Origin of the sequence: Prevotella vespertina (assembly GCF_009728485.1) — a bacterium.
GTDB classification, from domain to species: domain Bacteria; phylum Bacteroidota; class Bacteroidia; order Bacteroidales; family Bacteroidaceae; genus Prevotella; species Prevotella vespertina.
The window spans coordinates 100968-118185 of sequence record NZ_VVIQ01000002.1; the positions used below are offsets into that span (position 1 = coordinate 100968).

Consider the following 17218-nt stretch of genomic DNA (forward strand, 5'->3'; position numbering starts at 1 on the left):
ACTATTTCTAAGAACATATGAAAAAGCTATTATTATTACTGCTGATGGCTACCTCTATGATGACTAGCCACGCCCAAGAGAGAACAAGTGCGCCTCTTCACGAGGTATTGTTAGAGACTGACAGTGGAAACATCCGCATTCAACTCTATAACGAGACGCCCTTGCACCGTGATAACTTCCTCAAGTTGGTACGGAGCGGAGCCTATGATGGGGTATTATTCCATCGTGTTATCAAAGATTTCATGGTACAGACTGGCGACATGGGATCGAAGAATGCAAAGCCAGGACAGGCTCTTGGCGATACTCCCGAACGCTATTCTCTACCTGCAGAGATACATTATCCCGAGTTGTTGCACCGCCGAGGTGCAGTCGCAGCAGCGCGTGAAAGCGATGATGTAAACCCACAACGTAAGTCGTCATCTACGCAGTTCTACATTGTTTGGGGTATACGTTTTACGGATAAACAACTCGATTGGGCACAAGAGAGACTAGATGCTCATACAGATGGAATAGTGAAGATGTCGCCTGAAGTTCGTCAGTTATATAAGACTGAGGGAGGCTCTCCTCACCTCGATGGACAATACACTGTTTTCGGGCAGGTAATCGATGGTTTAGATGTTGTTGAACGCATACAACGGCAGCCAGTAGACGATAATGACCGTCCCAAAGTAGACCTTCGTATTCGCAAGGCTATTGTTTTGAAGTAAAGTGATGATGTAATGGAAAGGTTGTTATTCACACCTTTCTATTACCTATATATATAATAAGGTGTAAACGAGAAAATCATGATTAATAAGAAACTTACAGGTTGCCTGGTTGCTTTAATGCTAGGTTCTGGTACAGGCTTAGCCAATAGCAGGTACATATTCTATGCTGTTAATGACTCTACTAACGAGCAGTCTACAACGGCAAAAACCAATGATAAGGAGAGTCAGAAAGCTACCAATGATAAGGAGAAGCCCTCTTCTTACGAACAACTAATAAAGAAAGGCGGTAGTGTTAACGATGGTCTCTTCACGATAAGGCATATTGAAGACAAGTGGTACTACGAACTTCCAGACTCCATACTAGGTCGTTATCTATTGGCAGTAACGCGTTTCACTGCCGTACCACAGAACTTCGGTAAGTTCTCGGGAGAGGCTATTAACCAAAAGACACTCTATTTCGAGCAACGCAACAACAATACGATTAATCTTCGTGCATACGTTCTTTCACAAGAAGCAGACCCTGAGAGTCGCATCTCCCGTACGCTTAAAGCCTCCACAGCTGACCCTATTATTGCATCGTTCAAAGTGCTTGGTCGCAATAAGAAAAACAATGCGCAACTCATTGAGGTAACCCCTCTCTTCCTCAAAGATAATGGTGTTGTGAGTATTCCACAGGACGCTGCTAAACAACTGAAAATCGGTTCGTTGCAGTCTGATAGGACCTTTATTGATACAATGAAAGTCTATCCTATCAATGTTGAAATAGCTACAACACGCACCTATAGCAGTACTCCTTCTTCTGCTCCTGCATCATCTACTGGAGCCTTGACTGTTGGTCTGAACACCAGTATTGTACTACTTCCTCAAACTCCAATGCGCAAGCGTATATGGGATGAAAGGGTTGGTTACTTCACCAATCGATATACTATCTTCAGTGATGAACAGACTCGCGCCGACCGCGAACAATTCATTTCTCGCTTCCGTCTAGAGCCTAAAGACAAGAAAGCCTACGCCAAAGGCAAACTCACGGAACCTATTAAGCCCATTGTATTCTATATAGATCCTGCAACGCCAAAGAAGTGGGTTTCTTATCTAAAACAGGGTATTGAAGATTGGAATGTAGCCTTTGAAGCAGCTGGTTTCAAGCATGCTATCCAAGCAAAGGATTGGCCAGAAGATGATTCAACTATGAGTGTTGACGATGCACGTTACAATGTCTTACGATACTTACCAGCTGAGATTGAGAACGCATACGGCCCTCGCATTGTCGATCCACGTAGTGGGGAGATCATCGAAAGTCACATTTGTTGGTATCACAATGTGATGAATCTTTTGACAAAGTGGTACATGACGCAGTGCGGACCACTTGATAAACGGGCACAGACAATGCACATGGATGATCAACTCATGGGCGAGTTAATACGCTTCGTATCGAGTCATGAGGTTGGACACACGCTGGGTTTGCGTCATAACATGGGTGCTAGTCATGCTACACCAGTAGAGAAGTTGCGTGATAAGAAGTGGGTTGAAGAGCACGGACACACTGCAAGTATCATGGACTATGCCCGTTTCAATTATGTAGCTCAGCCCGAGGACCATATCTCCGAACGTGGTCTTTTCCCACGAATAAACGACTATGACAAGTGGGCAATATGCTGGGGCTATCAGTACAGACCTGAGTTTAAGGATGAGATAGCCGAGAAGGAAGGGTTGTTAACAGAGACTTCTAAGGTCTTAGCAACCAATCCACGCCTATGGTTCGGAGGCGAGGGTAAGAACGAAGACCCACGTGCGCAGACTGAAGACTTGGGTGATGACAATGTGAAAGCGAGCGATTATGGCATCAAGAATCTCAAACGAATCATAGTTGCCTTACCGACATGGACGCATCAAACTAACGATAGATACGAGGACAGAATAGAGATGTGGAAGAGTGTTATCAGTCAGTTTAATCGATACACAAACCACGTTCTTAAGAATGTTGGAGGGCGATACATCAATAACATGCCAGGGCAGAAACCTTACGAGGTGGCACCTGCACAGAAGGGAAGAGACGCTGTTGACTATCTCTCCCGACAGCTCTTCGACGCTCCAGTCTGGCTCTATCCGTCAACGATGACAGATGTGTCAGGTGTAAATGCTGTCGATGAAATCTCTGCACAACAAGGGCGAGTTTTGAAGGTATTGTTGAATGGTTCGTTGATAGATAAGATTTACAAGGATCAATTTGCGGCTGGTGCTTATCAGGTCAAGGACTATTTGAACGATGTATTCAAGGCTGTTTGGCAACCCTTGACATCGACTAATGACGTGAAAGTTCGTACACGTCGTCTGTTGGAGCGTACCTATATCCAGCAGCTCGATGCATTCCTAAATCAAGTGGAGAAAGACAAGTCTGTCGAATTAGACCGCGCCCGTCCGTCAGATATATCATTGTATCTTGGACAGCAGCTCGATACTATCGAGAAGTATTGCAAGGCACAGGCTGCTAGCAGCACTGACCTTAACCTCCTGCATTACAACGATATTCTGCGCCAGATAAAACTAATTCGTGAAAGGCAGAATAGCGTGAAGTAAGAAAGTCCCTTCACTCCCCTCCCCTGGAGGGGATGTTCCGAACGAAATAAAGAAGGCGTCTCTTTGTATTAAAGAGAGCCTCTTCTCACATCAAGGAAACGCCCTCTTCTATATGAAGGAGGCGTTTCTTTGTTTGCAGTCTTCTGCTCGTCACTAACGAGACACAGCCTCTTTATACACCAACCCATCTGCTACTCCCCTATAGAATATCGAACTTTAAAATTTAATTTAACGATTCTATAGCTGTCACAGATTTGTTCCATGTGGTTTGTAAAAGCCTTCGGCGACTTCTCATCTGCCAACAGCTCGGGTCATCCCAATCTATATAATGTAGGCTTCAGTATCGGTTTATTCAATTAAAGAAGACGTAGTTTTATAAGATAGTAAACCATTAATAGCAATGAAGCTGTTACTTGATTGCCGACTTCCATATCCATAGTTCGCCCACTTGGAAACTGATGAGTGCTTTCGTATCGGTCTCTGTCTCCTTGATACCTTGCTCTCCTGTTTGTAAGAGAAAGACTTCTCCTGCATTGAGTTTAGCAATCAGTGAGGAGTCTTTACGCGACACTTCATCAGGATGAGGGAGCATATCTAGGTCGTTAGCATTGCGTACACCGAAGCAAGGAGTAGTGATTCTCACTTTCACCTCACCAACTTCTCTAAAGCCAGCGTTGCTTACATTCGTTGCTTGAATGGCTTTATTACCCTTGTCATTCCCCTCTTTTAATGTGTCAATGGACTGCTTTACCTCTGCAGGTTTAGCCTCTTTCTGTTCATGTACACAAGCACTAAAGAGCAAAGAAACTATTATTGAGGTTACTGTTAATGTCTTTATCATCGAGTATATACGCTTATTAACAAACACAAAAGTACACTTTTTCAGTCATAACAAGCAATATTAGTAATGGGAAAAGCTAATTATTGCGTATTTTTCAGTAAGTTTGTAGACGTAAAAGGATATCCTTTTTAATTACATCTCACTAATCAATAGTAATCAATGAAACGTAAGACTTGGCACAAGTACCATAAGTGGTTAGGAATAATCATTTGCTTTTTTGTAATAATGTTCAGCCTCTCTGGCATTATTCTCAACCATCGCAGCACCTTTGCAAGTATGTCTATTAGTAGGAAATTCCTACCTTCTTCTTATACTTTCAAGCGTTGGAACAATGGCTTATTACGTGGTACAATACGTTATAAAGACCAACAATCAAAGACTGAGAAAGTGCTCATTTATGGTGCTGCTGGACTTTTCTTAACTGATAGTACAGCCTCTTCTATTAACGAATTTAACAACGGCTTACCCACAGGAGCCGACTACCGACAGATAAGGGGAGTAGTGCAAACTCCACAAGGAGAACTCTTTGCCGCTGGTATCATGGGCTTATACCGATTGAAGGAACACAATACTTGGCAGCAAGTGAGCCTCCCTAAGGAAGATGATGACGAACTCTTATCGGATATAAGTATGCGTGGTGACACCTTGGTAGTGCTTAGTAGATCTTATCTATACATCTCCTCCGCTCCATATAACCATTTCCAACGCCTTCAACTACATGCTCCTGCAGGTTACGATGGCAAGGTTAGCCTCTTTAAACAGCTTTGGCTCTTGCATTGCGGAGGCTTATTTGGTACGTGGGGAAAGCTGTTTATGGATGCAATAGCCCTTGTGCTCATCCTTCTAAGCGTCACTGGCATTTGGTTGTGGGCACGACCTCGAAGTGTGAAGATGTTTAAGTGGCATAAACAAGTGGGTATCTACACCTTCTTCCTCACTCTCTTTATTGCAATAACAGGCTGGGCATTGCGTCCACCTCTTATGATTCTCCTTGCCACCAACAGCACTCGTCCACTGCCAGGAACCGTCTTGAATAGTGATAACGCATGGTATGACAAGTTAAGGATGATACGTTATGACGAACAGGAACACGACTGGATGATTTCAACCTCCGATGGTTTCTATTCTTTGACATCGTTAACTAGTCAACCGAAAGCCCTCACCACTGCCCCACCTGTTAGTGTGATGGGGCAAAATGTATGGCAACATGAGTCGATAGGAACGTGGCTTGTAGGTTCGTTTGATGGTCTCTACCGATGGAATAGACAAACAAATTATATAGAACCATGCGATGCCTCCTTGTATGCAGGAGTCCTCGTACCAGGTACGGCACCAACAGGACAAACCATCTCGGGCTATAGCTCTGATTTTAAAGGGCATCTCTGCTGGGCTGATTACTTCACTGGTACACCTTTCCCAGCCCAACCTTCCCATCTAGAAGACCGCCCCATGTCACTTTGGAATGCGGCATTAGAAGTACATACGGGGCGTATTTACATGGGGAGTATAGGCTCTTTTGCCTTCATCTTTGTAATGGGTATTCTTCTAGTAATTGTCTTGGTATCAGGAAAGAAACTATAAAGACTATTCGAGCAAACTATCTGCTCGAATGGTCTAAGCCATCAAATACATAACAAACGAGGCTATTGCAATATAAGTGAAGATACCTAATCCCACCCAAACTGGTATGAGTGTCCCTTTGAGCTGACGGCAATGATAAGGTCCTTCTATATACAATAAGGTACGATAAACGAGTGCTGAACCAATCAAAGCAAAGGTTATTCCACCTAGAATATCACCTGGGTAATGCACGCCAAGATACATTCTTGAATAGCAAACTACCGCTGCCCACCCTATCATAAACACTGACAACCATCGTTTCCGAAGCAAGAAACAGATGAAGAAAGCCAATCCGAAACAATTACCAGCATGATTGGAAGGGAAGCCATAGGCTCCACCTCTATAGTTATTAACGGTGTGCACTAGGTGACCAATGGGACAATCAAGGTTGCTGGGGCGCATTCGTCCAATCATCGGACGTATCCACTGCGCCGTTAACGTGTCCGTTATCAACATCATCACACCGATAGTCAACAAGCTAAACAGCACTGCCTTGTAACTGAAGTTACGTAAGAGAAGAAGGAGAATACTAGCGTATAATGGTATCCAAATGAGCTTACCACTCACCGAAAACATAAACAAGTCCCAATAAGGATTGTGTAAGCTATTCACTGCCAGCAGCGCATGTTGATCGTAATTAAGGATGTTTTCAATTAAACCTTCTATCATTTTGATTGTAGAAAAGTGCTTTACTTGCAGTTTCAAGATACTTGGCACTGCATGAAGTAAAGGTTTTTAGGTTTCTAATTCGGCTGCAAAATTAATAAAAAATATTGATATTCTACCATGATAAAAACCTTTGTTTTCCTTCATCGTAAGTATTTCCTTGATTATTCACAATCAACTTCTGTAAGTTCACCAGTACGTGAATCGATAATGAAACCACGCACAACAATGTCCTTCGGAACGAGTAGATGGTGCTGAATCCCCGCCACCGTACGACGCACACTAGCCTCTGTATCATGAAAACCATCAAGATATTGATGTAGATCCACTTGCTTAGAAGCCTCTTGAAGGGCGTCTTCTGTAATGCCATGTTGGCGCATTAAGTGCAAAAAGTGGTCTGCTTCCATGTGACAGGCACCACATCCTGAATGATGAATAACCATGATTTCCTCGCAATCAAGCTCATAGATTGCCACGAGCAAAGAGCGCATAACGGAGTCATAAGGCGTCAGTAGGGTTCCACCAGCTACTTTGATAATCTTAGCATCACCATTCTTTAGCCCCAACGCCTTAGGCAATAGCTCCGTAAGACGGGTGTCCATACAACTGAGAATAGCGAGTTTTAAGTCGGGTTTACCGCTTGTTACGAATGGTTCATAGCCTTTGTTGGCTACAAACTCCTTGTTATATGCGAGGATGGATGTTATCATTTTATATTTGTATAAGTTAATTCTTATATACTTCTTAGCTGCAACCTATCTACCTTCAAACGCTGCTCTCGTTCGTTGATGAGCGTTTCCAGTTCGCTAAACGACTTCATTTTCAAGAGATGAGGGTGCTCGTATTCATCAACAACCTCGTGTTGCCAGATAGTATGAAAGGGTATATGGACAGCCCAACCACCAAGTTTTAACACTGGTTCTACGTCAGATTTAAACGAATTACCTACCATCAAGAGTTCCTCAATACCAATTCCAAATTGATCACATAGCCTTTCGTAAGCCTTTGGAGTCTTATCCGACACAACGATAAAGTCGTCAAAGTAGGTTCTTAACCCCGACCGATTGAACTTGCTCTCTTGGTCTAGTAGCTCGCCTTTAGTGAATACTACGAGTCGATATAAGCCTGATCTGCGCAACTTCTCCATAGTTGTTACAACCCCTTCTAGCGGTTTGCCCGGTAATTGTAAGAGCGATTTTCCCATCTTGATAATGGCTGTCACCTCTGCAGATGTCAGTTTCCCATGACTCACCTGAGTAGCATTTTCGAGCAAGGAGAGGATGAACGCCTTACTTCCATAGCCCAACAAATCCATGTTGGCAGTCTCGGTTGCGAATAAAGCCTGCGATACTTCTTCCACAGGAGCATAGTGTTTCAACAGGTCGCAATACTTCTTCTCCACTGAAGCAAAGTAAGTTTGACACTCCCACAGGGTGTCATCTGCATCGAAAGCAATCAGTGATATATCCTTCATTTTCTACTCTATTACGAATATAATATTGCGAAACTGCTCCTTAGGAGCTGCCTCATTCGTTAATACTTCGGGGACTTTTACAAGGTTGCGAGCCTGTAGTAAGTCGACAGTATCCCACATTATTTCATGAAAAAGGACGATTGAAGTACGCTTATCATCTATCTTTGTAATCTCCTGAGCACGTGTAATATTATCCTTAACAGCTGAAGTTAAGCTATCAGATAATCGGTGACAAAGAATATTAACAGAGTCTTGCTTCTCTCTATCAATTACTGGTATCTGCAACTTCCCAGTCTCATCAACAATGCCATAAGGCTTTAAATGGTCTATAATAGTTGCATCCTTCAACCCTTCGTTGTCAAGTAGGCATTGTGCTAAAGGCATTAAATCAGCATGTTGCGGAGCGTTTTTTAGACTTGTTCTTGTCCATGTCTCTTGGATAGGTCCATAGCTATTGGTACCGAATTGAGTTTTCTTTCGTGGCTCACAAAGCACCCACACCATTCCTTTCCAGTCTGCTTTATTATCTAGTTTATATCTATCTGGGGCAATCGCATCCCATATCAAGCCATCAAGCACATAAGAGAAAGCAATGCTAAAAGCGTTATCAGCAAAGTTACTCTTGCCTAATTCTGTGACAAGTTGTCGATAGTCAGCTTCCGACTTATCCATTACGTTCGTAGCAATTAATCGACTTAGTTGGCGCAAGGCTGCGGTTTGTTCTACATCAAAGATGGGCAATATTGTCTGCCATTTGTCGCCTTCCACCTGCTTAATCATCCCTGCTTTTTGCAAGTAAGAGAGCTGATCATCATTAAAAGATAGCCCTGCCTTGCGCAGACCTTTTGCTGTGTTAGGAGTACGGAGCATATAAAGTAATTGCCAATTATTATCCTTCTTGATATATTCGAAGGGGTGGACAGACTTGAAATCACTGAATGCAACACGTTCACACTGGCTCAGACTGCGCATATCGTTTTGCCCATAAATAGTCGTTACAGCCACGCTCAACGCAGCTATTAATATCATTTTCAGTTTCATAATCAAATAGTTTGAGTTGCAAAAGTACGTTTTTTATTGTAGACTTCAAAACATATTCATAACTTATTCGCCCTTGTAAGCCCATGAAGAGGGCGTCTCCTTGTGGCGAAGAAAGCCTCTCTTCATGATAAGGAAACGCCCTCTTTAAATGGAAGAAAGCCTCTCTTCTTTTGTAGATGTGACTATTACGGAAAGCAAACGATAGTTCTATCACTCGTATATGTTAGCTATTCCTCCCCTTTTGGAGAACTTTGATGGGACTTTCAGAGCCTTTGCTCTCATGCTATCAACCTCATATTTATAACATTTTCACCATTATAAAGATAGGAATCAGAAGTTTTTTACTACCTTTGCAAGAACTTATTGCATCCCTTCTAACGGGGGTATAACAACAAATTCCACATTAATAAACCACAAGGAATAATCATGTTAATAGACTACAAGAAGGCAAACATATACCAAGATGAGCGTCTGATCCTAAAGGATGTGGACTTCCAAGCAGAAGCAGGAGAGTTTATTTACCTTATTGGACGTGTTGGTTCGGGTAAGAGCTCACTGCTAAAAACAATGTACGGAGAGCTTGACATCGATACTTCTGATGCTGAGAAAGCTCACGTATTGGGCGAGTCTGTACTCGACATAAAGCGCAGTCGCATCCCAGCTTTGCGTAGACAGATGGGTATCATATTCCAGGATTTCCAATTACTACACGATCGTACGGTTGCAAAGAACCTAGGATTTGTATTGCAGGCAACGGGTTGGACTGACAAAAAGAAGATTGCTCGACGTATTGAGGAGGTGTTGGCTCAGGTGAACATGATGGACAAGAAGGATAATATGCCTAGTGAGTTATCAGGTGGCGAACAGCAACGTATTGCTATAGCACGCGCCTTACTCAATGAGCCAAAGATTATTATTGCAGACGAGCCGACGGGTAATTTAGACCCAGAAACAGCCGCTAACATTGTTAGCATACTGAAGGCTACATGCCAGGCAGGTACGACGGTCATCATGTCAACGCATAACATCAACCTCTTGAGTCAGTTCCCTGGCAAGGTATATTGCTGCAAGAACGGCGAACTAAGCCTACTTGAAGACAATAAACAAGTACAGGTACTCAACGAAGAGGCGGCTCCGATAGAAGCTATTGGCGAACCCATAGAAAACGACTAGGCTCTGCAAGGGGCACAACCATACAATAGAAAGATAAGACGAAACATGAAAGTAATGAAATTCGGAGGTACATCTGTTGGCTCACCAGAGCGCATGAAGGGTGTTGCCTCATTAGTAACAAAGTCAGGGGAACCTACTTTTATAGTCCTCTCAGCCATGAGTGGAACCACAAACTCGCTGATTGAGATCTCCGATTACTTATATCGTAAGAACCCAGAGGGGGCTAATGAGGTGATTAATAACCTTGAGCAAAAGTACTTCGGACATATTGATGAACTCTACTCTACCGACGAATACAAACAGAAAACACGCCTGTTCGTAACAGAGATATTCGATTATCTACGCTCTTTCACGAAGGGTCTTTTCACCTCATTTGAGGAGAAGAACATCGTTGCACAGGGTGAGGTATTGTCGACAAACATGGTGGTCAACTATCTACAAGAGCAAGGGGTGAAAGCGACATTACTTTCTGCACTCGACTTCATGCGCACTGATAAGAATGCAGAACCAGACCTCCCTTATATCAAGGAGAAGTTATCTGCTATCATGAAGGTGCATGAGGGCTATCAAATCTACATCACACAAGGATTTATCTGTCGCAATGCTTATGGTGAAGTAGATAATCTCCAGCGTGGCGGTTCGGACTATACAGCATCGCTGATAGGTGCTGCTATCAATGCAGAAGAGATACAAATTTGGACAGACATAGATGGTATGCACAATAATGACCCACGTGTGGTAGATAAGACGGAGGCTGTTCGACAACTCAACTTCGAGGAAGCTTCGGAGCTAGCTTACTTCGGTGCGAAGATCTTACACCCGACATGTGTGCAGCCAGCAAAGTACTCCGGCATACCCGTTCGACTGAAGAATACGATGGAACCAGACGCTGAAGGCACTATTATTAACAACACTCTTGTAAGGAGTAAGATAAAGGCCGTAGCTGCTAAAGATAATATAACTGCCATCAAGATAAAGTCTAGTAGAATGCTAGGAGCATCTGGTTTCCTACGCAAAGTGTTTGAGATCTTTGAGAGTTATCAGACCTCCATTGACATGATAACGACCAGTGAAGTGGGCTTATCTATGACTATTGAGAACTGTAGTCACCTATCAGAAATAGTTGACGAGTTGAAGAAGTATGGTACAGTAAGCGTCGATTCTGATATGTGCATAGTATGTGTAGTGGGTGATCTCGATTGGAGTAATGTAGGCTTCGAGACGCTTGCGACAGATGCAATGAAGGATATTCCGGTACGCATGATCAGCTATGGAGGAAGTAATTATAACATCTCCTTCCTTATAAAAGAGGCTGACAAAAAGCGCGCCCTACAATCCTTATCAAACGTTCTCTTCAATTAACTTTATCCAATAGAGGGCTTATCAAAGATATAAATAATCACTGATTTGCCCTCTATATGGACTTTATAACGACATAGACACAACCTTGCTTACAGCAAGAAACACATTCTCAATATAACACAAAAGCAATGAAAGAAACATTCCCAACAGATAAATTCAGGAATATAGAGACTCCCTTTTACTATTACGATTGCGATCTTCTACGCAAGACATTGCATGTCATTCAAGAAGAAGCACGTAAGTACGAAGGTTATTTAGTACATTATGCTATCAAAGCAAACGCTAATAAGAAGGTTCTTAACCTAATTAGTCAGACGGGAATAGGTGCAGATTGCGTTAGTGGAGGTGAGATTCAACGCTGCTTGGAGAGTGGTTTTCCTGCAGATAAAGTCGTCTTTGCAGGTGTCGGAAAAGCCGATTGGGAGATTAACTTAGGGCTTGATAACGATATATTCTGCTTTAATGTAGAGAGCAAGGAAGAGCTTGAAATCATCAATGAACTAGCCCAGAAGCGAGGGAAGATAGCGAGTGTCTGCCTTCGAATTAACCCAAATGTAGGGGCACACACACACGCTAATATCACCACAGGACTGGCTGAGAATAAGTTTGGAATAGCCATGCAGGACATGCATTCAACAGTGCTTGCAGCAATGGAGATGACGCATATCAAGTTCATTGGTTTGCACTTTCATATAGGCTCACAGATTATGGATATGGGAGACTTCCAGGCGCTTTGTGAACGCATCAATGCCATTCAAGACGACCTCAAGGAACGTGGTATTGAGGTCGAGAATATTAATGTTGGAGGTGGCTTAGGGATAGATTACAATGAGCCAGATGAGCACCCGATCCCTGACTTCCAATCATACTTCAAGACCTTTGCTAAGCACCTCAAGTTGCGCAAAGGACAGAAGTTGCACTTCGAATTAGGGCGTTCCGTCGTTGGTCAAATGGGTTCTTTAATCACACGAACACTCTATGTGAAACAAGGTACAAGTAAGCAGTTTGCCATCGTTGATGCTGGTATGACGGACTTGATAAGACCGGCTCTCTATCAGGCACACCATCGAATAGTAAACCTGTCAAATACCGATGAACTACAGTCGTATGATGTAGTTGGTCCCATCTGTGAGTCCAGTGATGTCTTTGCAAAAGGGGTATCTCTTAACACAGTACATCGCGGTGATCTCATAGCGATAAGGTCGTCAGGAGCTTATGGAGAAATCATGGCTTCACAATATAACTGTAGAAAACTACCTATCGGATATATGTCCGATGAACTTTAAAACAACAATTCTTTAAACGAATGTTTACCATTGATAATACAACAATCATCTTATCAGCAGTATTGCTGGTGATGGCTTTATTAACACCTCTAATTAATCCTTTCTTTCGGAAGGTGCGCACAAGTGCGATAGTAACAGAGCCTACCATTCCAGCAGAAGAAGCCAATGAGACTGAGACTTCATCGACTGAGACTACTGTTGAGAACTTCAGTTTGCCTCCCGTGTCGATTGTGTTTACCCCACACGACAATGCTAGCGAACTAGAAAAATACCTTCCCCTCTACTTCAACCAGTCGTATGACAATGACTTTCAAGTTATCGTTGTTGTTCCTCAGGGAGACCATGAAACGAGTGACGTACTCAAGCGATTTGCTGATAATAAACGCCTTTATACAACCTTCATACCCGACTCTTCACGCTATATGAGTCGAAAGAAACTTGCCATAACATTGGGTGTTAAAGCTGCAAAATACCCTTGGGTTGTTATGGCGGATGTATGTTGTTATCCTCAAAGTGACCGATGGTTACAAACGCTGGCACAGCATTGCTTGAATGGAAGAGAGCTTGTTGTCGGTTACACCCGATACGAAGATGGCACACCAGACTATCGTCTTTTTGAACGTTACTATGAGGCTCGTTATATCATGCGAGAGTATCAGCACGACCACGCCTACCGCTGTCCTTTCAATGCATTAATGTTCCGCAAGGATCTATTCTTACGACAAGAAGGATTCCGAGGAAACCTTAAGTATCTTCGTGGAGAGTTTGATTTCATGGTCAACAAATATGCAAAAGGTAACAACTTAGCCTTTGAGTCTTCCCCAGAAGGTACATTGATTGAGGAAGTTCCAACCGATAAGGTATGGTTAAGCACACACCTTTTTTATATGGAGAATCGCCAGCACTTGGAAGGTTCGGGACGGCATCGTTGTTTGCCAATCATCGACCAGTTGGCTCTTCATGGCAATTACCTTATATTGTTTGCGGCTCTCGCTGTTTCACTCCTTACCCACAACTGGATTATAACAGCAGCCTCTGCACTTGGTTTACTGCTCACTTTAATACTCCGAATGATGATTGGTAAGCGAGCACTCAACCGCTTCGATATTGACATATCAGCATGGAAAGTAATCCCATACGAGCTTGCTATCACATGGAAAAGGCTCGGTTATAAGATCAAATACCGCCGAGCTAATAAGTATGACTTCATCTCTCATAAACTATAAATGCGTATTCTCCATTACATAAACAGCCTAAAAGCAGGCAACTTACTATCCGATTATATCCTACAACTCACTTCCGAGCAAAAGGAATATGCGGAGGTTAAGACCTTAACAAGCACTGACGACTTTCAAAAAGTAGCCGAGAAAGAGAACCCCGACATAATCCACATACATGCTTGTTGGGATTACCTCGCTGCCAAACGGGCGCAATGGGCAGTGAAGAAGGGCTATGCGGTCGTCCTTTCTACACACTGGGGACTGAACGATCCTATACGTTCTAACGAACAGAGAATACGCAAGTTTATTAAGCAGATGATGTACCAGCAAAAGACTGTACATCAAGTGGATGCAATGCTAGTAACCAATGAGAAAGAGCGTCAAATGGCACTAACTCTAGGTTGGCAAAAGCGTATTGACGTTATTCCGAACAGCCTTTTAAACAGTAGTATATCGGCAAGTGAGATGGCAGAACAAACCATCCTCTATTATAATAAGGTGTTAGACACTCGTTACCAAGTGGCTATGTCTTCAATGGAAAACGATGCTGTATATAGTTTGTTACATGTTGGTCTGGCACGAGAAACCACTCACAACCTCCTTCCGAGCGATCAACTCCTAAATTTAAGGAGCTTAAATCCAGCGCAGTGGAGGCGTATCTTACTCTATTCCGATGATGAGAATATAAGGGAGATAATCGATAATGCCATTAGGAGATTACAGCTGAATGCCCCGAACATAGAGACCTGTACGATTCAACGTTTTGCCCTCGTCCTTCCCAAAGAGCGCAATCCTCTTAACCAAAAGAAGATAGTTGGAACCAAACCTCTTACTCGTCAACGCCTCAATGATAATATTAATAGTGACGAAACCATCGTTAAAACCATTGCAATCATGCTAGCCAATGCACATCAATTAGATAGGAAACAAACCCTTTCCATGCGTCATCTAGCAGATTTATATATGATGATTAAATATAATGACTACGACGAAGACCGCCTTGCCGAGGTGTTACGTCATATGCGCATCTATCGTTTCTCACGTCGTATCATCCAATTATTAGTAGACAAGCTACACCTAGAAGAAGGCTTCCGACCCTTCTCTCCACTTGCAGATAATGGGTTGAAAGCCATCATGAAAAGGAACTTTAAACATAGATACTAATAGGAGTTATCACCAAAGAAAGGCTGATTAACTCCATAACTAATAGAAAGGAGACATTCAAATGACACTTAAACAGTATGATCTAAAGAAGGATGAGCGTTACTTACAACTGCTTTCTAAGTCCTTCCCTACTATTGCTGATGCATCGACAGAGATAATAAACTTGGAGGCAATAGCACATCTTCCAAAAGGTACGGAGCACTTCCTTGCGGATATACATGGCGAGTATCAAGCCTTCCAACACGTGCTAAAGAACGCATCAGGTAATATAAAGAGAAAGGTCAACGAATTGTTCGGTGACACTCTAAGAAACGCCGAGAAGAGAGAGTTATGCACGCTTATCTATTATCCAGAACAGAAGTTAGAACTGGTCAAACATACCGAGAAGGACATCAACGATTGGTACCATATTACGATCTATAGACTCGTGGAAGTATGCCGCGATGTATCGAGTAAGTACACTCGTTCTAAGGTTCGTAAAGCCTTACCAACGGACTTCTCCTATATCATTCAAGAGCTTCTTCACGAACATTCGGACGATAAAGACAAGACCGATTACGTAAGTGCTATCATTCATACGATAGTCACTACGGGACGAGCTGACGATTTCATCATTGCCATCTGTGAGGTTATTCAACGCTTGGTTATCGATCAGTTGCACATCTTGGGGGATGTTTATGACCGTGGACCAGGTGCTCATATCGTCATGGATACGCTCAAACGCTACCATACATGGGACATTACTTGGGGTAACCACGACATCTTATGGATGGGAGCATGCGCTGGTAACGATGCTTGTATATGTAATGTCATTCGCATTGCCTTACGATATGCAAACATGGCAACTATCGAAGATGGCTATGGAATTAACCTCATTCAGTTGGCAACCTTTGCGATAGATATCTATGGAAATGACCCTTGTGAAGAGTTTAAACCGAAGGTTTCTAAGGACAATCCACTCGATGAACGAAGTATGACTTTGACGTCGCAAATGCATAAAGCTATCAGTGTTATCCAATTCAAACTGGAGTCTCAACTCATCAAGCGACACCCTCTTTGGAAGATGAACGACCGCTGTTTACTAGATGTAATAGACTATAAGAAGGGTACAATCATCGTCGATGGAAAGGAGTATAAGATGCGTTCTTGCAATTTCCCAACCATTGATCCGAAACATCCTGACCAGTTAACTGATGAGGAGCAAGCCCTCATCGACCGCCTTCACCAGTCATTTACTAGCAGTGAGAAACTACGTTCGCATATTCGTTCTCTACTACGTCATGGCTGCATGTATAACATCGTTAACCACAATCTTCTCTATCATGCTTCTATCCCATTGACGGCTGATGGAAAACTAAAAGAGGTTGAGATAGGTCCTGGAGAGAAGTTAAAAGGAAAGGAGTTACTCTATCAGACGGGTATGAAGATACGTGCTGCTTTCCAAATGAATAACGATATTCAAACAGCAGAGGAGCACCAGGATGCAATCGACTTCTTCCTTTACTTGTGGTGTGGACCCGATAGTCCGCTCTTCGATAAGTCAAAGATGGCAACCTTCGAACGCTATTTCTTGACCGAAAAAGAGACCCATCACGAGGAGAAGGGATACTATTTCAGTATGCGAGACAATGAACAAATTGCAGACATGATAATGGATGAGTTCGATGTTCCTAAGCCCAACCGCCACATCATCAATGGGCATGTTCCTGTGCACGTAGTGAAGGGTGAGAACCCAATTAAGGCCAACGGAAAGTTGATGGTGATTGATGGTGGCTTCTCACAAGCCTATCACAAGGAGACTGGTATTGCTGGTTACACCCTCGTCTATCACTCTCGTGGCTTCCAACTTGTACAACACGAGCCATTCACATCAGCAGAGGATGCTATTAAACGGGGTACTGACATCGTTTCTACTATACAAATCGTAGAGATGAATCAGCACCGCATTCGTGTGCAAGATACCGACAAGGGCTTAGAGTTAAAGATGCAGATTGAAGCCCTGAAGGAACTTCTCTATGCTTATCGCTCAGGCTTCTTGACAGAACAGGAACGCAAGAATCCACCCAAGCTATAGCCTTCTAGACCCC

14 protein-coding genes are annotated in these 17218 nt (G+C 43.0%); 9 read left to right on the top strand and 5 right to left on the bottom strand.

Features of this window, described 5'->3' with window-relative positions; all coding sequences use genetic code 11:
- Positions 1-17: 17 nt before the first annotated feature.
- Both F0475_RS01855 and F0475_RS01860 read left to right on the top strand, forming a co-directional pair.
- Positions 18-707, top strand: coding sequence for a peptidylprolyl isomerase (locus F0475_RS01855; protein ID WP_155715140.1), 690 nt, complete (start codon positions 18-20; stop codon positions 705-707).
- A gap of 75 nt (positions 708-782) precedes the next feature.
- Positions 783-3284 carry a zinc-dependent metalloprotease gene (locus F0475_RS01860; protein ID WP_317163171.1) on the top strand — a complete coding sequence of 834 codons (2502 nt, stop codon included), beginning with the start codon at positions 783-785 and terminating at the stop codon, positions 3282-3284.
- 409 nt (positions 3285-3693) lie between these two features.
- Here F0475_RS01860 and F0475_RS01865 read toward each other — a convergent pair whose 3' ends face one another.
- The gene (locus tag F0475_RS01865; RefSeq protein WP_155715142.1) at positions 3694-4125 is read right to left on the bottom strand and encodes a hypothetical protein; all 432 of its coding nucleotides are present in this window, start codon (positions 4123-4125) and stop codon (positions 3694-3696) included.
- Positions 4126-4284: 159 nt separating this feature from the next.
- On the opposite strand from F0475_RS01865, the gene F0475_RS01870 reads away from it, so the two are divergent.
- Positions 4285-5706, top strand: coding sequence for a PepSY-associated TM helix domain-containing protein (locus F0475_RS01870; protein WP_155715143.1), 1422 nt, complete (start codon positions 4285-4287; stop codon positions 5704-5706).
- A gap of 33 nt (positions 5707-5739) precedes the next feature.
- Here F0475_RS01870 and F0475_RS01875 read toward each other — a convergent pair whose 3' ends face one another.
- From F0475_RS01875 to F0475_RS01890, 4 genes are all read right to left on the bottom strand, one after another.
- On the bottom strand, positions 5740-6414 hold the full coding sequence (locus tag F0475_RS01875) for a phosphatase PAP2 family protein (protein ID WP_155715144.1): 675 nt from the start codon (positions 6412-6414) through the stop codon (positions 5740-5742).
- A gap of 161 nt (positions 6415-6575) precedes the next feature.
- Entirely contained in the window at positions 6576-7121 is a 546-nt protein-coding gene (locus F0475_RS01880; RefSeq protein WP_155715145.1) for a beta-class carbonic anhydrase, read from the bottom strand.
- 23 nt (positions 7122-7144) lie between these two features.
- Positions 7145-7885: an HAD family hydrolase gene (locus F0475_RS01885; protein WP_155715146.1), complete on the bottom strand. Its 741-nt coding sequence runs from the start codon at positions 7883-7885 to the stop codon at positions 7145-7147.
- A gap of 3 nt (positions 7886-7888) precedes the next feature.
- Complete coding sequence (locus F0475_RS01890) at positions 7889-8926, bottom strand: hypothetical protein (RefSeq protein ID WP_155715147.1); 1038 nt, start codon at positions 8924-8926, stop codon at positions 7889-7891.
- A gap of 426 nt (positions 8927-9352) precedes the next feature.
- Here F0475_RS01890 and F0475_RS01895 point away from each other — a divergent pair, with 426 nt between their 5' ends.
- The 6 genes from F0475_RS01895 (at position 9353) to F0475_RS01920 (ending at position 17205) form a co-directional block, all read left to right on the top strand.
- The gene (locus F0475_RS01895) at positions 9353-10099 is read left to right on the top strand and encodes a cell division ATP-binding protein FtsE (protein WP_155715148.1); all 747 of its coding nucleotides are present in this window, start codon (positions 9353-9355) and stop codon (positions 10097-10099) included.
- A gap of 45 nt (positions 10100-10144) precedes the next feature.
- Positions 10145-11461: an aspartate kinase gene (locus F0475_RS01900; RefSeq protein WP_155715149.1), complete on the top strand. Its 1317-nt coding sequence runs from the start codon at positions 10145-10147 to the stop codon at positions 11459-11461.
- Between the two features lie 128 nt (positions 11462-11589).
- Entirely contained in the window at positions 11590-12747 is a 1158-nt protein-coding gene (gene lysA, locus F0475_RS01905) for a diaminopimelate decarboxylase (RefSeq protein WP_155715150.1), read from the top strand.
- A gap of 20 nt (positions 12748-12767) precedes the next feature.
- Entirely contained in the window at positions 12768-13973 is a 1206-nt protein-coding gene (locus F0475_RS01910) for a glycosyltransferase (RefSeq protein ID WP_155715151.1), read from the top strand.
- The gene (locus F0475_RS01915; RefSeq protein ID WP_155715152.1) at positions 13974-15131 is read left to right on the top strand and encodes a glycosyltransferase; all 1158 of its coding nucleotides are present in this window, start codon (positions 13974-13976) and stop codon (positions 15129-15131) included.
- A gap of 61 nt (positions 15132-15192) precedes the next feature.
- Complete coding sequence (locus F0475_RS01920) at positions 15193-17205, top strand: fructose-1,6-bisphosphatase (RefSeq protein ID WP_155715153.1); 2013 nt, start codon at positions 15193-15195, stop codon at positions 17203-17205.
- Positions 17206-17218: the final 13 nt, after the last annotated feature.